Here is a 19,018-nt window from a genome sequence, read left to right on the forward strand (position 1 = left end):
TCACGCGTAGCTGCGCATCGCCTCGGCGTGGCCGATCGACTCGACCTCGGTGCGGGGGCGCAGCCGCGTCAATGCCAGCATCATGCCGACGCCATAGGCGAGTGTCACGATGGAGGAGCCGCCATAGGAGATGAAGGGCAGCGTCATGCCCTTGGCCGGGATGAGCTGGAGATTGACCGACATGTTGATCGCGGCCTGCACACCGAACAGGATGGCAAGGCCGGAGGCCGCGAAGCGCGAGAACATATCCTCATTGGCATAGGCGCGCGACAGCGTGCGGATGACGATGAAGGCGAACAGCGCCACCATCGCAAGGCACAGAATGATGCCAAACTCTTCGGCGGCGACCGCGAACACGAAGTCGGTGTGGCTGTCCGGCAGGCTGCGCTTGGCGATGCCCTCGCCCGGCCCCAGGCCGAACCAGCCGCCGTTGTAGAAGGCTTCCATCGCGGTATCGACCTGGAAGGTATCGCCGGAAGCCGGATTCATGAAGCGCTTGATGCGACCTGCAACGTGCGGAACGAAGAGATAGGCGGTGAACAGGCCGACGCCGGCCGCGCCGGCGAGCCCGAACACCCAGATCATCCGCATGCCGGCGATGAAGAACAGCGCGCCCCAGACCATCAGGATCAGCATGGTCTGACCAAAATCGGGCTCCATGATGAGAAGCGAGACCAGCATCAACAGCAGCACCAACGCCATCGAGGTCGCGGGCATCTCCGGCCGCTTGGTCGATTCCGCGAACAGCCAGGCAGCGATGACGACGAAGGACGGCTTTGCGGCCTCGGAGGCCTGGATGTTGACGCCGAGCAGCGTGATCCAGCGCCGCGAGCCCTTCACCTCGGGACCGATGGCGAGCGTCACCACGATCAGGATGATGCTGATCGCGAAGATGATCAGCGCGCTGCGGCGGATCGCGCGCGGCGACAGAAACGACACGCCGATCAGCACGATGAAGGACGGCAGCAGAAACATCACGTGCCGGCTGAAGAAGTGGAAGGGATCAAGCCCGATGCGGGTCGCAACCGGCGGGCTCGCCGCCAGCGACAGGATGACCCCGGTCAGCATCAGCGCCAGGATGACGCCGAGCAGCGGCTTATCGACGGTCCACCACCACTCGGAAAAGGGGGTGCGTTCTTCACGGGAGAGCATGGGCGGCCGACCTTGGGACAGAGATCAGCCCATTGGTCGCCGAGGTTGGTTTACGGGGGGTTAATGAAGTCGATCACTTTGGAGATAGCGCACAGCGCCTTCACAAATGCTCGCATGGCCCGGCTTGACCGGGCCAACGAGACGCCGCAGCCTATCCGTATCCATCGCCGCCTCTGGAATACTCGATCGCCCGCCTTCGCGGGCGATGACAGCAGAGAACGAGGGACCAGCGCGCCCTAGACCACCGGTTTCACATCGGGCAGCGCCTGGACCAGTTCGCGGAACCTGGCGCCGCGAATCTCGAAATTGCGGTACTGGTCGAAGGAGGCGCAGGCGGGCGAGAGCAGGACGACGGCTTCGCCGAGGCCGGAGGCTTCTGCGTCGCGCGCGGCGTGTTCCACTGCAACATCGAGCGTTTGACTGATCTCGTGGGCCACCTGCGTGCCGAGCGTGCCCGAAAACTCCTGCGCGGCCTCGCCGATCAGATAGGCCTTTCGGATGCGAGGGAAGAAGCTGGTCAAGCTGGTGATGCCGCCCATCTTCGGCTTGCCGCCCGCGATCCAGAAGATGTCGGCAAAGGACGACAGCGCGTGCGCGGCGGCATCCGCGTTGGTGCCCTTGGAGTCGTTGACGAACAGCACGTTGCCGCGGCGACCGACCTGCTCCATGCGATGCGCAAGGCCGGGGAAGCTGCGCAGGCCGTTCTGAAGCATGTCGAGGCTGATGCCCATGGCGAGCGCAGCGGCCGAGGCGCAGGCGGCGTTCTGCGCATTGTGCAGGCCGCGTAGCGAACCGATGCCGCCGAGCTTTGCAACTTCGCTGCGGGCACCGCCCGAAGCACGCACGATCGTGCCACGCTCGACATAGATGCCGTCGGCGACCGGATTCTTGACGGAGATGCGCACGACCTTCTTGCCGGCGCGGTCGAGGCGGTCAGCGATGTCGCGGCACCAGCCGTCGTCGACGCCGACGATCGAGGTGCCGCCCGCTTGCACGCCGGCGACGAGATGCTCCTTCACCTCGGCATAGTGCTGGATGGTGCCGTGGCGGTCGATGTGGTCCTCGCTGACGTTGAGCAAAATGCCGACGGAGGGATCGAGCGACGGCGTGAGGTCGATCTGATAGGACGACATCTCCACGACATGGACGCGGCCCATGCGCGGCGGCTCCAGCGACAGGATCGCGGTGCCGATATTGCCGCCCATCTGGCTGTCGTAGCCGGCAACCCTGGTCAGATGCGCGATCAGCGCGGTCGTGGTCGACTTGCCGTTGGTGCCGGTGATCGCGACGAACGGCGCGTTAGGCGCGTGGCGCCGCCGCTCGCGGCAGAACAGCTCGATGTCGCCGATCACCTCGATGCCGGCCTCGCGCGCTTTCAGCACGCTCCAGTGCGGCGCAGGGTGCGTGAGCGGCACGCCGGGCGCGAGCACCAGCGCCGAAAAGTTCGCCCATGACACGGTGCGCAGATCGGCGGTGATGAAACCGGCCTGCGCCGCCTTGGCGAGATTGTCGGCACCGTCGTCGCCGGCGATCACCTCGGCGCCGCCGGCTTTCAGGGCGCGACAGCTTGCGAGACCCGAGCCGCCGAGCCCGAACACCGCGACCGTCTTGCCCGCATACGATGTGACCGGGATCATCGATCGATCACCGCAGCTTCAGCGTGGAGAGGCCGGCGAGCGCCAGCATCACCGAGATGATCCAGAAGCGGATCACGATCTGCGGTTCGGTCCAGCCGAGCTGCTCGAAATGGTGATGAATCGGCGCCATCCTGAAGATGCGTTTTCCCGTCAGCTTGAACGAGACGACCTGCACGATCACCGAGACCGCCTCCAGCACGAAAAGGCCGCCGATCACGGCGAGCACGATCTCGTGCTTCACCGCAACGGCGATCGAGCCGAGCATGCCGCCGAGCGCGAGCGAGCCGGTGTCGCCCATGAAGATCGATGCCGGCGGCGCATTGAACCAGAGGAAGCCGAGGCCTGCTCCCAGCAGCGCTCCGCAGAGCACGGCGAGCTCGCCGGTGCCGGCGACATACTTGATCTGGAGGTAATCGGCGAACACGGCGTTACCGGCGAGATAAGCGATCATGGCAAAGCTTGCAGTCGCGATCATCACCGGCACGATGGCGAGGCCATCGAGGCCGTCGGTGAGGTTCACCGCATTGCCGGCGCCGACGATGACGAACGCGCCGAAGATCACGAAGAACCAGCCGAAATGGAGCACGACATCCTTGAAGAAGGGAATCGCGAGCGCGGTGGAGGAGGGATCGCGGTTGAGGCGCACCAGCGCGTAACAGGCAACCAGCGCGATGATCGCCTCGATCAGCAGGCGAAGCTTGCCGCCGAACCCACTCGTCGTCTGCTTGGTTACCTTGAGGTAATCGTCGTAGAAGCCGACGAAGCCGAAGCCGAGCGTCACCGCGAGCACGATCCAGACATAGGGATTGAGCGGGTTGGCCCACAGCACCGTGCCGACAGTAAGGCCGGACAGGATCATCAGCCCGCCCATGGTGGGCGTGCCCTTCTTGCTGAGATGCGATTGCGGGCCATCTTCCCGGATCGGCTGGCCTTTGCCCTGGCGGATGCGCAAATGATCGATGATCCAGGGCCCGAACAGGAACACGAACAACGCGCCGGTGACGACGGCGCCACCGGTGCGAAACGTGATGTAACGGAAGACGTTCAGCACGGTACGAAACGCGCCGAGGCTCGGAAACGTGTTGGAGAGCTCGATCAGCCAATAAAACATTCAGACAGTCCTATACCGCCTCTTCGCATGCGGCCTTGCCGGAAAGCGCTTTTGGCGCGTTCGCCGGCTTTCATCATGTGGTCGGGCGACCCTCAAAAAACCGGACGGCCGGGAATGGTGGGATCAGACACGGCGCTTCACGAGTTTACGCCTTTGCCTGCAAGGCGGCCACTAGCCCCGGCACAAACTTGTTGACCCAGAACATCTTTTTGCTGCCCTTGACAACCACGACATCGCCTGCCTTCAGCAGATCAGCGACATCTCGCGGGGCCAGCGTGGCGGGATCGTCATGCCAGCCAAGGCTCTTGGCCGGCGGCAGCTTCTGGTAGAGATGATGCATCAAGGGACCGACGCAGTAGACGCCGTCGATCCCATCGAGATGCTTTGCAAGGTTTACATGATAGGACGGCGCGTCAGTTCCCAGCTCGAGCATGTCGCCGATCACGGCGATGCGGCGACCAACGTTCATGTGGCGCGCCTTGAGGCTTTCCAGAGCCGCCGCCATGCTGGCCGGATTGCCGTTGAAGCTGTCGTCGATCACGGTGATGCCGCCCACGGTCTGCTCGACGCCGCGGCCGGTCATGATGCCGACGCCGTCGAGCCTTGAAGCGAGCGCAGCCGCATCGAGATGGGCCGCGTGAATCGAGGCCAGCGCGGCCAGCGCGTTGTGGACGCGGTGCGGCGCGCCGGGCGTGAGACTGAAATCGATCTCCTTGCCGCCGACTTGCGCCCTCACCTGCCAGCTTTCGCCCTGCGGCGTGTGCCCGAGCTCGCGGACCTCGGTGCCGTCGCCGAAGCGGATGACCTTGCCGCGCCATTCGGGTGCGGCGATATCGGCCGGCAGCACCAGCACGCCGTCGTTCGGCAGGCCGAGCGCGATGGAGAGCTTCTCGCGCCGGATCGCTTCGAGCGAGCCGAGCTTTTCCAGATGCACCGGCTGCACGTTGACGACCAGCGCCACCGTCGGCCGCGTCAGCTCGCTCAGCCGCGCGATCTCGCCGGTCTGGTTCATGCCCATCTCGACGACCCAGAGGCTCGCATCAGGCCTCGCATTGCACAGCGTCAGCGGCACGCCCCAGAAATTGTTGAAGCTGGACGGGTTCGCATAGGCGTTCGGATAGGCGGCGAGATATTCCTTGGTGCTGGTCTTGCCGGCGCTTCCCGTGAGCCCGATCACCGGCCCCTTGAAGCGCGCACGGGCCGCACGCGCGAGGCCCCAGAGGCCGTCGATCAGCGTGTCCTTGACGACGAGCTGCGGAATACGGATGCCCGCGATCTCGTGCGGCACGATCATCGCGACCGCGCCCGAAGCTTCCGCCTTGTCCGCAAACTCCCAGCCGTCGCGCGCGCTGGCGAAGGCCGAGATGAAGCCGCCGCTCGGCGTGCCGCTCAGCGCGACGAACAGGCTGCCCGGCTTCACCAGGCGGCTGTCCTGGGTGACGAAGTCGATGACTGTCTCCGGGAACGATCCCGCGATGCCCAGCGCTCGCGCCACCTCGGCAATCGTCCACAATGGCGCGCTCATGAAACCCTCGTGGCTAGTGCGGCGGCGACCGCCTCGTGATCGCTGAACGGCAGCACATCGCCGCCGATGATCTGCCCGGTCTCGTGGCCCTTGCCGGCAATCAGCAGCGCATCGCCCGGTTCGAGTTCATCGATTGCAGCGCGGATCGCCGCTGCGCGATCACCAATCTCCTTCGCGCCTTTTGCAGCGCCAAGGATCGCGGCGCGAATGGCTTGCGGATTTTCGCTGCGCGGATTGTCGTCCGTGATGATGACGCCGTCGGCATTCTCGGCCGCGATCGCCCCCATGATCGGTCGCTTGCCGGCATCGCGATCGCCGCCGGCGCCGAACACGACGATCAGCTTGCGCTTCGCATAGGGCCGCAGTGCCTGAAGTGCCTTGACCAGTGCGTCCGGTTTGTGCGCGTAGTCGACGAAGATCGGCGCGCCGTTGCGTTCGCCGACGAGTTCGAGCCGACCCTTGGCGCCTTCAAGACGTTCGAGGCTCGCAAACACGCCTTCCGGATCGCTGCCGGTGCCGATCGCAAGGCCCGCGGCGACCAGCGCGTTCTCGATCTGGAACGCGCCGACCAGCGGCAGCCTGATTGAATAGGCCTTTCCGCGGTGCTCGATTGCGAGCGCTTGGGAAAAGCCGTCGACCTTGGCATCGACGAGGCGAATGCCCTCGCCTGCCCCGTCGCCGCTGCGGCCGACTGCCATGACGCGCAAGCCGCGCGATCTTGCGGCCTCGATCGCATCGGTCGAACAATCATGATCGGCGGAGATCACGGCCGCGCCGCCCGGCGGGACCAGATCGCGGAACAGCCGCAGCTTCGCAGCAAGATAATGCGCGACGGTCGGATGATAATCCATGTGGTCGCGCGAAAGATTAGTGAAGCCGCCGGCCGCGATGCGCACGCCGTCGAGGCGGTATTGGTCGAGCCCGTGCGAGGACGCTTCGAACGCCAGATGAGTGACGCCATCACGCGCGATCTCATCGAGCTGCCGATGCAGCGCGATCGGATCGGGCGTCGTCAGCGAGCCATAGACCGTGCGCTTCGGCGAGACCAGGCCGATGGTCCCGATGCTGGCGGAGACGTGGCCGAGCCGCTCCCATATCTGCCGAGTAAACGCTGCGACCGAGGTCTTGCCGCTGGTGCCGGTCACCGCCGCGATGGTCGCGGGCTGCGCCGGAAAGAATCTTGCCGCGGCCAGAGCCAGCGCGCGGCGTGGATTGGAGACCGCGATGAACGGCACCTTGCAGGCATCCGGCGCATGGTCGCCGACGACGGCCGCCGCACCCGCCGCAACGGCAGTGTCGATGAACCGCGCCCCGTCGGTCTTGCTGCCCGCAAGCGCGAAGAAGAGATCACCTGATTTGACCACGCGGCTGTCGAGCGCGAGCCCCGTCACCTCAAGCGCGCCAGTCGCGTCGAGCGCCGCGGCAGCGGGCTCGATTGCGGCATCATTGCCCAGAAGATCCTGACCTAGGAGGTCGCGCAGTTTCATGGCTTTCCAGTCGAAATGCCAAGCCGGATCCAGGGGGAAACCCGACTCAGGGCAGCCTGGGTACGGCTTACTGGGTTGTCCTGGATGCTGCAAGAATAAGGCGGTCCGCAGGCGGCAGGTCGAACCGTGGCTCGATTCCGAGCAGCGGCGCGATACGGGCGATGACCTTGCCCGCGGTCGGGACGGCGTTCCAGCCGGACTGGATGAAGCCGTAGGTTTCCTTCAGCGGCTGCGGCTCGTCGAGCATGATCAGGAGCTGGTACTTCGGCTTGTCGGCCGGCAGGATCGCGGTGAACGCAGTCAGCACCTTCTTCTTGGCATAACGGCCGTTGACCACCTTTTCGGCGGTGCCGGTCTTGCCGCCGATGTAGTAACCGGGAACATTCGCCCTCTTGGCGGTGCCGATCTCTGCGTTCAGGCGCATCAGGAACCGCATCTTGTCCGACGTCTCGGGCTTGATCACGCGCTTTGCGATCGCCCGCGCTTCCTCTTCGGAGCGCTTGAGGAAGGTCGGCGGAATGAGAAGGCCGCCATTGGCGAGCGCGCTGACGCCCATCACCGCCTGCAACGGCGCCACCGCAATGCCGTGGCCGAACGCAATGGTAACGGTGTTCAATTCGCTCCAACGTCGCGGCAGGATCGGCGACGCGCTCTCGGGCAATTCCGTACGCAGCCGATCGAGCTGACCCATCTTGCGCAGGAACGCCTTGTGCGCCTCCACGCCCTGCGACAGAGCGATCCGCCCCGCGCCGACGTTGGAGGAGAAGGTGAACACTTCCTTCATGTTCAGGAAGCGACCCTTCGGCTCGTCGTCATGGATCGCAAATTTGCCGTAGTGCAGCGGCCCGCGTGCATCCCACAGCGAGTCGAGGCCGTACTTGCCGGTGTCGAGCGCCATCGCCAGCGTGAACGCCTTGAAGGTCGAGCCCATCTCGTAGACACCTGTTGTCAGGCGGTTGATGCGATCGGGATCGTGCACTTCCTTCGGGTTGTTCGGATCGAAGTCGGGCAATGACACCATGGCGATGATCTCGCCGGTGTTGACATTGGTCACGAGGCCGGAGGCCGCCTTGGCTTGAAACTTTTCCTTGGCTTTCAGCAGTTCGTCACGCAGCGCATGCTCGACGCGCAAATCCACCGACAGCTCGATCGGCTTTTGCAGACGATCGGTGGCAAAGCCCGCGCGGTGCAGGTCGGCGAGCCCGTTATTGTCGAGCCACTTCTCCATGCCGGCGATGCCCTGGTTGTCGATGTTGACGAGACCGATGAGGTGGGCGACCTCGTTGCCGGTCGGATAGACTCGCTTGTTCTCGCGGAAAAAGCCGATGCCGGGAATGCCGAGCTTGTGGATCTCCTGCTGCTGCTTCGGCGTGATCTCGCGCTTGAGCCAGACGAAGCCTTTCCGCGAGCTCAGCCTCTCGCGCACCTCGGCCTCGTCGAGATCCGGGACGGTCGCCGTGAGGAGTTCGATCGCCTCGTCCTTGTCGATGATGCGGCGCGGTTCGCCGAACAGGCTCGGCGCCTTGACGTCAGTGGCAAGGATCTCGCCGTTGCGGTCGACGATGTCGGGCCGCGCGGTCGCAACCACGTCCTGCGCGCCGCCGCGGCGGGCGCTGTGGACGTCGGCTCCGATGGCGAACATCACGAGCCGGCCGGCGATCAGCACATACACGGCCGAGAACGCCAGGATCGCAAGGCCCACACGCGCGCGCGCCTTCGCCGCGCGATCGACGTTGCGCCCGTAGAGCAGGCTGCGGATCAACCGCTGACGCCAGGGTTCTGGCTTTGCGGGTTTGCCCGGAGTGGCAGCGCTCATTGCTTGTCCTCCGGATGCGGCACCGATCCCGTGACCGTGTCGGCATCGGTCGCGGCTTCGATGGTGTTGATCATGGCGCCGATCGGATCGGGCTCGCCCGGCTTGACCAGCCGCGGCGGACGATCGGGCAGATTCTTCAGCGAGTCGTATTGCGTGCCGTTGACGGGCTTGAGCGGCAGATGCCGCTCGGCAAGTCCTTGCAGCCGCAGCGGCGCATCGAGCTTGGCCCATTCGGAGCGCAGCGCGGCGATGGCATCGCGCTGTTCGCGGATATCCGCATGCAGGCGCAGCACCCGCTCTGTGCGAGCGGTGGATTCCATCTTGATCCGGTAGACATAGGCCGCGGCGAAGATCAGCGCGCCGATGACGAAGAGGTGAATGATGCGCATGCGCTAGCCACCCCTCATGACGACGGAAAGGCTCGGCCAGGACGACGACTCGTCCTCGGCATGCGCGCCAGCCGCGGTCCGCTCGGCGGCGCGCAGCTTGGCGGAACGCGCGCGCGGATTGTGCGCGACCTCCGCCTCGCCCGCAACGACCGGACGTCGCGTCAGAAGCTGGAAGCTCGGTGGGACCTGCGCGACCTCAGGCAGATGCCGGGAGCCGCCGCCGGTCTTGGCGCGTTCGCCGAGGAAATTCTTGACGATGCGGTCTTCCAGCGAATGGAAGGACACCACGACCAGCCGCCCGCCAGGCCTCAGCACGCGCTCGGCCGCTCCAAGCGCCGTCTGAAGCTCTTCGAGCTCTTCATTGACGAAGATGCGCAATCCCTGGAACGTCCGCGTCGCCGGATGGATATCGCCCGGTTTCGAGCGCACGACTCTTGCGACGAGGTCGGCGAGCGCGCGCGTGGTGGTGATCGGTGCTTCCGCGCGCGCCGCGACGATGGCGCGCGCGACTTTGCGCGAATGCCGCTCCTCGCCGAAGAGATAGATGATGTCGGCGAGATCGCTCTCGGACGCTTTTGCGACGACGTCGGCAGCGGTCGGTCCCGCCTGCCCCATCCGCATGTCGAGCGGACCGTCGAGCCGGAACGAGAAGCCGCGGCCGGCCTGGTCGAGCTGCATCGAGGAGACGCCGACGTCCATGACGACACCGTCGACGACGTCAACGCCTTGAGCGGCGCAGACCTCGGCGAGATTCGAGAAGCGGTCTTCGACAAGCGTCAGGCGGCCACCAGAGCGGTCGACCAGATCAAAGCCACCGGCGATCGCCGTGCGATCGCGGTCGATGCCGATGACACGGGTTCCCGGCACATCGAGGATGGCGCGGCTGTAACCGCCGCCACCGAAGGTCGCATCGACATAGACGCCGCCCTCGCGCGGCGCGAGATGCTCGAACGCCTCGCGACCGAGAACGGGAATGTGGGCAGCCGAGCTCATGCGCCCGGCTCGCAAGCGGCGCGGACGAGAACGATGGTTAACGCACCCATCACGTCTCGAATTGTTCCGCTTGGCGGCGGTTCCACGGCTCAACCCCTGTACGGCGCGTTCGCCAAGCCCGGCGGTCCCAGGCCGCAAACCCTGTTTTCCGCATGGAATTTGTCGGGCAGCCATGGGATTTCGAGCAAAAAACGCGTTGGCCGCCTCCGGACGCGGGTCGGCTCTTCATCTCTCAGTAACGGCCCTTAGCGTTAAGAAAGCGTTGATGGTTCGATTACAAGTCAAAAAGGTAAAATCCGTGGTGATGCGTCATCCACACACTTTCTGCAAAATGCGCGCGTTAACCGATGCCGGCGATTGCGCGGCCGCAAGGGTAAAGGAATAGTAAAGTGAAGGGGGTGAAGGGCCCGCTCCTCCCATCCGATTGAGCCTTATGATGTCGTCCGGTTCGTCCGCGTCACCAGGATCTGATTCGAAGCGTCAACGTGCGCTCCCGGTTCCCAAGGCCGCAGCGAGCATGCGGACGTTCGACCCCGATTCCTCCATCGTCTCCGACATCATCCCTTCGCCGAACTATGGCGAGCGCAACAAGGGCCGTCAGCCGGACATGATCCTGCTGCACTACACCGGCATGCCCGATGTCGAGGGCGCGCTGGCGCGGCTGTGCACGGCGGGCACCGAGGTCTCGGCTCACTATGTCGTGCTGGAGGACGGCCGCATCGTGCAATGCGTGCCGGAGAGCAAGCGCGCCTGGCACGCCGGCGTCTCATCATGGGCGGGCGAGGACGACATCAATTCCTGTTCGATCGGTATCGAGATCGTCAATCGGGGCCATGATTGGGGCTATCCCGAGTTTCCGCTGCGCCAGATCGCCGCCGTGATCGCGCTGTGCCGCGGCATCATGCTCCGCCGCAAGGTGGCGCCGCATCGGGTGCTCGGACATTCCGACGTCGCGCCCGCGCGCAAGAAGGATCCCGGCGAGAAATTCCCGTGGCACTCGCTGGCCAATTCCGGCGTCGGCCACTGGGTGACGCCGGCGCCGATCGTGCGCGGCGAAAGCCTGATGCTCGGCACCATCAGCGATGAGGTGTTGAGCCTGCAGCAGGCGCTCGCCAAATATGGTTACGGCGTCCCGCTCACCGGCAAGTACGATGCGACGACAATGGAGGTGATCACTGCCTTCCAGCGCCATTTCCGCCCGGCGCGGCTGGATGGCGTCGCCGATCACTCGACGCTGTCGACCTTGCAGGCGCTGCTCGCGAGCTTGCCGACCGATGGCACGACCGTCGCAGCGAAGTGACGGCACGGGCCACAACCTCCGTCATTCCAAGCAGGGCAACTGAATAGACCCTCACCCTGAGGAGCGCGCTCTTCGCGCGCGTCTCGAAGGGCGAGGCCACCAGCGGGGCCTTCATCCTTCGAGACGCGCGTTCCGCGCTCCTCAGGATGAGGAACTGACTACCCAATCTCCCTCATCCTTCGCGCATACAGCCTCCGCAGCGGCTCGAGTTGCGTCGCCTCGGTCGCCGCGACATATGCCTCTCGCGCCTCTTCCTTCCGGCCAAGCCGTCGCAACAAATCAGCGCGCACAGCGGGCAACAGCTCATAGCCGTCGAGCCCGCCGCGCGCCGCGATCGCGTCGACGAGATCGAGCGCGCGGGCGGGGCCATCGACCATGGACACGGCCGCAGCATGATTGAGCTCGATCACGGGCGAGGGATTGATCCGTAGCAGCACTTCGTAGAGTCCGGCGATCTGCGGCCAGTCAGTCTCCTCATAACTCGGCGCCCGCGCATGGAGCGCGGCAATCGCGGCCTGCACGGCGTAGGGCTGCGGTCGGCCGGGCAAGCGCAGCGCGTCGTCGACCAGACACAAGCCTTGCTCGATCTGCGCACGATCCCACAGCGTGCGGTCCTGCTCTTCCAGCAGCACGATGTCGCCGGCCGACGTCTCGCGCCCGGCGCGGCGCGCATCGTGCAGCAGCATCAGTGACAGCAGCCCCTTGATCTCGCCGCGCTCTGGTATCAAACGATCGAGCAGGCGGCCAAGCCGGATCGCCTCGATCGCGAGATCGGGCCGCATCAGGTCTGCACCTGACGTTGCGACATAGCCTTCGGTGAAGACGAGATAGATGACGGCAAGAACGCCGCGCAGCCGTGGCTCCAGCGCGTCGCGCTCCGGCACCTCATAGGGAATGCCGGCGAGCCTGATCTTCTGCTTGGCACGGACGAGACGCTGCCCCATCGCCTCCTCGCTGACGAGAAAGGCACGCGCGACCTGTGCCGTGGTGAGCCCGCACACCGTACGCAGCGTCAGCGCGACCTGGACTTCGGGCGCGAAAGCTGGATGACAGCAGGTGAAGATCAGCCGCAGCATATCGTCGTCGAGCATCGTCGCCGGCTCATCGGGCGCCTGGTCATTCAACGCGAGCTCATGCACGAGCGCCTGCTGCTTGCCGCGAAACGCGACCTGGCGGCGAATGCGGTCGATCGCCTTGTTGCGCCCGACATTGACGAGCCAGGCGCGCGGGTTGTCGGGAAGCTCAAATGTCGACCACCGCTCCAGTGCAGCCGCAAAGGCGTCCTGGAGTACATCTTCGGCGAGATCGAAATCACCGACGAGGCGGATCAGCGTGGCCAGCGCCCGCCCCGCCTCGTCGCGAAAGATCTTGTCGATGTCGGTGGACGAGATCACTTGTAGATCATGATCGGCCTGACCTCGATCGATCCGTTCTTGGCGCCGGGAATCCTCGCCGCCATCCCGATCGCGGCGTCGAGGTCCTTGGCCTCGACGAGATAGTAGCCGCCAAGCTGCTCGCGTGTCTCCGCGAAGGGACCGTCGGTCGTCAGGATCTTGCCATCGCGCACGCGCACCGTCGTGGCTGTCGTGGTCGGCTGCAGCCCGTCGCCGGCCTTGAAATTGCCGCTCTGGATGATCGATTGCGTGTAAACACCATACTCCGCCGACATCTTCTGTCGGTCCTCGGGCGTCATCTTGCCCAGTTCAGCTTCGTTCCGATAAATCAGCAGCAGATACTGCATCGCTCACTCCTGTTGCTCGGCTGGATCGCCGACATCCAGTCGAACGGGGCACACATCAAACGACATCTTCAGGATAAATTATTTTCGCATGTCGTGCGGAACGATATCGCCTTGACGAAACCGTCATAAATGCCCATTGCGTAAGCCGTCAGTCGGCCGGACGGCCGCCCCTGCAAGCGCCGAAAGGCCGCCGGGGAGGAAAGTCCGGGCTCCCTTGACATGCGGTGCCGGATAACGTCCGGCGGGGGCAACCCTAGGGAAAGTGCCACAGAGAACGAACCGCCCCGCTTGCCTTCGGGCTTCGCGGGGCAAGGGTGAAAAGGTGCGGTAAGAGCGCACCGCGGTTCCGGCAACGGAGCCGGCATGGCAAACCCCACCGGGAGCAAAACCGAATAGGGACGGCTTAAGCGGGCTGTTCGCGCAAGCGATAACGCCGCGGGGCGATGTCAGGCCCGCCGTCCGGGTAGGTTGCTCGAGGCAATGTGCAAACATTGTCCCAGAGGAATGGCCGTCACGTATCGCCTGCGCAAGCAGGCGGTGCCCTACAGAACCCGGCTTACAGGCCGGCTGATGTTCTAAAGCGTTTTCGAGCGAAGTGGTTTTCCGGTTCGCGTGAAGAAAACGCATCTTGCTAAGGAAGCAACGAGGGGTTCGGCGCCAACGCGCCGGGCCCCTCACCATTTCTGACGCCGTCATTCCGGGGCTCGCGAAGCGAGAATCCGGAATCCATCGGGCCGCAGTGTTCGTGGAATGATGGATTCCGGGCTCGCGACTTCGTCGCGCCCCGGAATGACGGAGAAGGGCTACACCACGATCTTCTCAAGCACCGCCATCAACGTCTCCGGCGCCGTGACATTCGGCGCGTGGCTGGCGTCGAGCTCGAAATACCGCCAGCCCGCCTCGCCCTTCGTGCGCCTGGCGAACTGCCCGAACACGTCACCCGGTGGAACGCGCGTGCAGTAGATGTAGCTGCGGGGCATCGCCGGCTCGCCGTGTTCGAGCTTCAGCTTCGTCCCGAAGCATTTGACCGGCATGTTGACACGGTGCGCATCGAGCCAGTCGAGATCGGCTTGCGGAGTATCCGGCGGCGGTGGGTTAGGCGGGATGCGATAGCCATCGCCTGCGGCCGCAGCTTTACGCATCGGCTCGCGCCCCTGTTCGTTGAGATCGAACAGCGACTGACCGTCGCGCGGCACGAAGGCATCCAGATAGATCAACTGCGCGACCCGGTCGCTGGCGCGGTCGGCAACGCCGGTTGCAACCATGCCGCCATAGCTATGGCCGAGCAGCACGATGTCGCTGAGATCGTCGAACCTGATGACGTTGAGGATATCCTGGATATGTGTCTCCAGGTCGATTGAAGGATTTGCAAGATGCGACCGCTCGCCGAGGCCGGTGTAGGTTGGCGCCACCAGGCAGTGGCCAGCCTGCGCCATCAGCGGATGCATCTTCTTCCACGCCCACCCTCCCGACCAGGCGCCGTGACAGAGCAGGAAGGTTTTGGGCGAGCGTTCGATCATCGACATTTCCATCGTTTCTTCTCGGCTACGATGGAGTGTAGCGGCCGACCGCGCGATGTAAACGTCGCGCCCCCTTAGGCAGCTCGCACTGCGGACTTGGTCTTGACGAGCACCGGCGCGAGCTGGCCGGCTTCGCGCCGATGTTTGCTCTCCTCGAAGCCGTGCATGCCGACCTGCCATTGCAGTCCGACAATGGCGCCCTTGGTCGGCTGCAACAAGGCGAGTGAAGCAAACAGCGTCACCGGCAGCCACACTGCCAATTGCAACCAGACCGGCGGCGCATAAGCCGTCTCGATAGCGAGGATCGCCGGCACCACGAGATGGCCGACCACGACGATGACGAGATAGGCGGGAAGATCGTCGGCGCGGTGGTGAAAGAGCTCCTCGCCGCAGACGTCGCAGCTGTCCGCCACTTTCAGGAAGCGCTTGAACAAATGGCCTTCGCCGCAATGCGGACACCTGCCGGAAAACCCGCGCCACATCGCCTTCGCCAGAGAGACTGAACCGGTCGCCATGACCACACCTCTTTCTTTCCAACGATCCATACAATAGTATCTTGCATCCATACATTCAAAGAAAACGGCCAGATTTGCATGGATTGGGTCCCTACAATCGCGGAGCTCAGCGGCCCGCGCTACCAGCGCATCGTCGAAGCCATGGAGGCCGACATCGCCGCCGGAAGGCTGGTGCGCGGCCAGCAATTGCCGACGCAGCGCGCGCTGGCCAAGTCGCTCGGCATTGATCTGACGACGGTGACGCGCGCCTATACGGAGGCGCGACGCCGCGGGATTCTCGAGGCACGGGTCGGACAGGGCTCGTTTGTCTCGGAGACCAGCGCGCGACGAACGGTCGACCTGCCCCACCCGGTCACGATCGATCTGTCGATGAATGTGCCGCCGCATCCGCTGGAGGCGCAACTCGACGAGCGGATCCTTGCCGGGCTCGAGGCAATGCGCCAGCAATCCGGCCTGACAGCATTTCTCAACTATCAGCCACCGGGCGGCAGCCCGCACGAGCTCGATGTCGCGGCGAAGTGGATACGCACGCGCGTTCCCCATGTCCGCCCTGACCGGCTCTTGATCTTTCCCGGCACGCAGACGATCCTGTTCAACGTCATCGCCTATCTCGCCGGGCCCGGCGACGTCGTGTTGACGGAAGCCCTCACCTTTCCCGGCATCAAGGCGGTCGCCGCACGGCTCGGCGTCAAACTGGTCGGCGTTGCGATGGATGAAGGCGGCATCCTGCCTGAAGCACTGGCCAGGGCGTGCCGGGAAAACAAGCCGAAGGCGGTCTATCTCATTCCGACGCTGCACAATCCGACGACGGCGACGTTGTCGGCCGAGCGGCGGAGCGCAATCGCAAAAATCGTCCGCGACGCCGACACGACGCTGATCGAGGACGATGCCTATGGCCTGCTCGACCGCTCGGCTTCGCCGATCGCCAATCTCATTCCGGAGCGGACTTATCTTGCGACCACACTCTCCAAATGCATCGCGCCGGCGCTGCGCGTGGCCTATCTGGTGACGCCCGACGCAGCCGCGCAGCAAGAGATGCGCAGCTATCTTCAGGCAGCCGTGCAGATGCCTGCGCCGCTGATGGTCGCGCTCGTCACCCATTGGCTCGAGATCGGGGTTGCGGACCGCATCATCACCGCGATCCGCAACGAAGCGATCGGCCGCCAGCAGCTCGCACAGCGCGCGCTGAAGGGTTTTCAGTTCCTTGCCAAACCTGCCGCACATCATCTCTGGCTGCGGCTTCCGGAGGGCCGGAGCCGGACGGAGATATCGGCGCAACTGCTGCGCAACGGGCTTGCCGTCATCGCGAGTGACGCCTTCGTGGTCGGCGATCATCCGCCGCATGCGGCACGACTATCGCTCGGCGCCGCACGTAATCGCGCTGAGCTCGGCCAGGCGTTGCAGATTCTCCTCAATGCGCTGCACAGGCCGGTCGACGCCCGGCAGATCGTCTAAAGCGCGAAGAGATCGAGATGAATCATCATCGTGCTTTAGGTTGTTGTTTGAGCATGATCTTTTCGGAAAACCGCTTCACACTTTTCCGGATCATGCTCTAGTACACCGCAAACAACAACAAGGACACAAGTGGTGGGCACGTTCAACTACGCGCTGTTGCTTTTCGGCGCATTGGCCGGCGGCTTCGTCTCCGGGCTGGCCGGTTTCGGCACCGCGCTGATGGCGCTCGGCATCTGGCTCTATGTCTTGCCGCCGTCGCTCGCGGTACCGCTGGTGCTGATCTGTTCAGTCATCGCGCAGGCCTCGACGCTGCCCTCGATGTGGAAGAGCTTTGACCTCTCACTGGTCTGGCCGTTCCTGATCGGCGGGCTGGCCGGCGTCCCGCTGGGGACCATGATGGTCGCCCAGGCCGATCCAAAAGTGTTCAAGCTCAGCATCGGCGTCTTGCTGCTGATCTTTCCGACCGCGCTCTACCTCAACAAGCGGCCCCTCGCCTTCAAGTTCGGCGGCAGGATCGCCGATGGCGCGATCGGTTTCGCCGGCGGCATTTTGGGCGGCCTTGCCGGATTGTCGGGGCCGCTGCCGATCCTCTGGGCCAACATCCGCGGCTGGAACAAGCATGAGCGGCGCGGCATCTTCCAGCTCTTCAATTTCACGGTGCTGGCAGCCGCGCTGGTGTTGCAGACGGCATCAGGCCTGGTCGCGACGCAGGTGGTCTGGCTTGCGCTGATCGCGTTTCCGGGCACGCTGGTCGGCGCCTGGTGTGGTGCCCGCGTCTACCACGCGCTCAGCGACAAGCATTTCGGCGACGTCGTGCTTGGCCTGTTGTTCCTGTCGGGTGTCGGCCTCGTCTGGAACAGCTTTGGTGCGCACTAGCGCTGCCCCCACGGCGCCGGCAAGTCAGCCGGAGCCGTGGTTGCGGGATAACCAGAAGGAGCCTATTCGGCCGCGGTCGTGCCGATGGCCGCGATCTCCACCCCATCGCGCACAGGACCAGCCTCCGAGGGAGGCAGGCGCTTCTTGAACTCGCGGCGCAAGAGCCACAGGCTCAAGGCGGCTTGCAACGTCGTCGCCGCGATCGAGAGGTACCAGACCTGCTCGATCCGAAAGCCCGGTCGCGTCGACAGCCAGATCGCCGGCAGCGAGTAGGTGAGCACGCGTGTCATCGAGCTCAGCAGCACCGGCTTGGTGTTGCCGAGGCCCTGGAACATGCTCGAGCAGGTGAAGATCACGCCCTGCGCCACCATGTTGAACGAGATGATCCGCAGGAACAGGAAGGCAATCCTCATGGTCTCGCGGTCGTTCGAGAATCCAGCGAGCAGCCACTGTGGCTTCGATTGCGCAAGGATCATGAAGCCGATCATCACGACGGTGACGATCAGCACCGCCTTGACGAAGGTTTCCCGCACGCGCGCACCGTTTCCGGCGCCGACATTCTGGCCGGCGATCGGCCCGGCCGCGAGCGCAACCGCAAGCCCCGGCATCTGGATCAGGCCGAGCACCCGCTGCCCGATCCCGAATCCCGCCTGCGCCGGCGCGCCGAAATCGCGCAGGACGTAATAGACCACCGCCATGAAGATGAACATCATCGCGAACTCGCCGCCGGCCGGCAGGCCGACATTGAGAATCCGCTTCCAATGATGGAACTGCGGACGCCATTGCGCTGGGTCGAAGGCGACATAGCGCTCCAGTCTGTGGAAATAGACATAGAGCATCAGCGCGCCGGCCAGGACGCCGATCGTGCTTGCGAGGCCAGCGCCGGCAACCCCGAAAGCGCGGCCGGTGCCCCAGCCCGAGATCAGCACCGGCGCCAGCGCGATGTTGACGATCAGGGCGAGCGCCTGCACCAACATGGTCGGCCGCACGACGCCGGTCGCGCGCAGCGCCGACGCCATCACCTGGATGGCGAATTGCAGCGCCAGCGCCGGCATGAACCAGAGGAGATAGGTGGTGCCCGCTTCGATCGTGGCTGCGTCGGCAGCGATCCCGCGCATATAGGGACGCGCCAGCACGGCACCGGCGACGAGCGTCAGCAGTCCGAACAGCAACGCCAGGGCGACCGACTGGTTGAAGATCAGGTTGGCGTCATCCCGGTCTTTGCGACCCACGGCATGCGCGATCAGCGCGACCGTGCCGACGCCGAGCACCTGCATCAGCGCATTGACGAGGAAGCCGGCATTGCCGGCCGCGGCCACGCCCGCGATGGCGGCCTCGCCCAGTCCCGAAACAAAATAGAGATCGACGAGTTGGCAGATCATGATCGTGATCATGCCAACCACGATCGGAGGGGCCATCGTCAGGATGTGGCTTACGATGGAGCCGCGTGTCAGGTCTTTCATGTCAATTTCCATTTCCGGCGTGGCTTCGGAGCGTTCAT

At 64.6% G+C, this 19,018-nt stretch carries 16 protein-coding genes and 1 other RNA gene; 4 read left to right on the forward strand and 13 right to left on the reverse strand.

Translation table 11 applies throughout. The features are described 5' to 3' along the window. The 8 genes from ftsW to rsmH form a co-directional block, all read right to left on the reverse strand. Positions 1–1,152 carry a putative lipid II flippase FtsW gene (gene ftsW / locus Q3C01_RS24165; protein WP_458147803.1) on the reverse strand — a complete coding sequence of 384 codons (1,152 nt, stop codon included), beginning with the start codon at positions 1,150–1,152 and terminating at the stop codon, positions 1–3. Positions 1,153–1,388: 236 nt separating this feature from the next. Next, positions 1,389–2,789, reverse strand: a complete 1,401-nt coding sequence (murD, locus tag Q3C01_RS24170; protein ID WP_458147804.1) for a UDP-N-acetylmuramoyl-L-alanine--D-glutamate ligase — start codon at positions 2,787–2,789, stop codon at positions 1,389–1,391. Positions 2,790–2,796: 7 nt separating this feature from the next. Beyond that, positions 2,797–3,900, reverse strand: a complete 1,104-nt coding sequence (gene mraY, locus Q3C01_RS24175) for a phospho-N-acetylmuramoyl-pentapeptide-transferase (RefSeq protein WP_458147805.1) — start codon at positions 3,898–3,900, stop codon at positions 2,797–2,799. Positions 3,901–4,045: 145 nt separating this feature from the next. Beyond that, positions 4,046–5,425 (reverse strand): UDP-N-acetylmuramoyl-tripeptide--D-alanyl-D-alanine ligase, encoded by a 1,380-nt coding sequence (locus Q3C01_RS24180; protein WP_458147806.1) that lies wholly within the window; start codon positions 5,423–5,425, stop codon positions 4,046–4,048. Beyond that, positions 5,422–6,912, reverse strand: coding sequence for a UDP-N-acetylmuramoyl-L-alanyl-D-glutamate--2,6-diaminopimelate ligase (locus tag Q3C01_RS24185; protein WP_458147807.1), 1,491 nt, complete (start codon positions 6,910–6,912; stop codon positions 5,422–5,424). The genes Q3C01_RS24180 and Q3C01_RS24185 overlap by 4 nt, the downstream gene beginning before the upstream one ends. A gap of 67 nt (positions 6,913–6,979) precedes the next feature. After that, positions 6,980–8,728: a peptidoglycan D,D-transpeptidase FtsI family protein gene (locus Q3C01_RS24190; RefSeq protein WP_458147808.1), complete on the reverse strand. Its 1,749-nt coding sequence runs from the start codon at positions 8,726–8,728 to the stop codon at positions 6,980–6,982. Beyond that, a complete protein-coding gene (gene ftsL / locus Q3C01_RS24195; protein ID WP_458147809.1) occupies positions 8,725–9,117 on the reverse strand; it encodes a cell division protein FtsL in 393 nt (130 codons plus the stop codon). The genes Q3C01_RS24190 and ftsL overlap by 4 nt, the downstream gene beginning before the upstream one ends. A 3-nt stretch (positions 9,118–9,120) precedes the next feature. After that, positions 9,121–10,110, reverse strand: coding sequence for a 16S rRNA (cytosine(1402)-N(4))-methyltransferase RsmH (gene rsmH, locus Q3C01_RS24200; protein ID WP_458147810.1), 990 nt, complete (start codon positions 10,108–10,110; stop codon positions 9,121–9,123). 517 nt (positions 10,111–10,627) lie between these two features. Here rsmH and Q3C01_RS24205 point away from each other — a divergent pair. Next, the gene (locus Q3C01_RS24205) at positions 10,628–11,410 is read left to right on the forward strand and encodes an N-acetylmuramoyl-L-alanine amidase (RefSeq protein ID WP_458147811.1); all 783 of its coding nucleotides are present in this window, start codon (positions 10,628–10,630) and stop codon (positions 11,408–11,410) included. A 158-nt stretch (positions 11,411–11,568) separates the two neighbouring features. Here the strand turns inward: Q3C01_RS24205 and Q3C01_RS24210 are convergent, their stop codons facing one another. Both Q3C01_RS24210 and Q3C01_RS24215 read right to left on the reverse strand, forming a co-directional pair. Further along, positions 11,569–12,804: an RNA polymerase sigma factor gene (locus Q3C01_RS24210; protein WP_458147812.1), complete on the reverse strand. Its 1,236-nt coding sequence runs from the start codon at positions 12,802–12,804 to the stop codon at positions 11,569–11,571. Further along, on the reverse strand, positions 12,801–13,151 hold the full coding sequence (locus tag Q3C01_RS24215) for a YciI family protein (protein ID WP_458147813.1): 351 nt from the start codon (positions 13,149–13,151) through the stop codon (positions 12,801–12,803). Before Q3C01_RS24215 ends, Q3C01_RS24210 begins: the two co-directional genes overlap by 4 nt. Positions 13,152–13,299: 148 nt before the next feature. Between Q3C01_RS24215 and rnpB the strand changes: the two genes are divergently transcribed. Further along, an RNA gene (gene rnpB, locus Q3C01_RS24220) (RNase P RNA component class A) lies at positions 13,300–13,726 on the forward strand. A 228-nt stretch (positions 13,727–13,954) separates the two neighbouring features. On the opposite strand, the gene Q3C01_RS24225 is transcribed toward rnpB, so the two are convergent. Together Q3C01_RS24225 and Q3C01_RS24230 are read right to left on the reverse strand one after the other, a co-directional pair. Beyond that, positions 13,955–14,671, reverse strand: a complete 717-nt coding sequence (locus tag Q3C01_RS24225) for an alpha/beta fold hydrolase (protein WP_458147814.1) — start codon at positions 14,669–14,671, stop codon at positions 13,955–13,957. A gap of 74 nt (positions 14,672–14,745) precedes the next feature. Then, positions 14,746–15,216 (reverse strand): DUF983 domain-containing protein, encoded by a 471-nt coding sequence (locus tag Q3C01_RS24230; RefSeq protein ID WP_458147815.1) that lies wholly within the window; start codon positions 15,214–15,216, stop codon positions 14,746–14,748. Between the two features lie 48 nt (positions 15,217–15,264). Between Q3C01_RS24230 and Q3C01_RS24235 the strand changes: the two genes are divergently transcribed. Both Q3C01_RS24235 and Q3C01_RS24240 read left to right on the forward strand, forming a co-directional pair. Next, positions 15,265–16,641, forward strand: a complete 1,377-nt coding sequence (locus Q3C01_RS24235; protein WP_458147816.1) for an aminotransferase-like domain-containing protein — start codon at positions 15,265–15,267, stop codon at positions 16,639–16,641. Positions 16,642–16,773: 132 nt separating this feature from the next. After that, positions 16,774–17,517, forward strand: a complete 744-nt coding sequence (locus Q3C01_RS24240) for a sulfite exporter TauE/SafE family protein (RefSeq protein WP_458147817.1) — start codon at positions 16,774–16,776, stop codon at positions 17,515–17,517. A gap of 62 nt (positions 17,518–17,579) precedes the next feature. Here Q3C01_RS24240 and Q3C01_RS24245 read toward each other — a convergent pair whose 3' ends face one another. Then, complete coding sequence (locus Q3C01_RS24245; RefSeq protein WP_458147818.1) at positions 17,580–18,980, reverse strand: MATE family efflux transporter; 1,401 nt, start codon at positions 18,978–18,980, stop codon at positions 17,580–17,582. Positions 18,981–19,018: the final 38 nt, after the last annotated feature.

The sequence above is a fragment of the Bradyrhizobium sp. UFLA05-109 genome, from assembly GCF_054185165.1.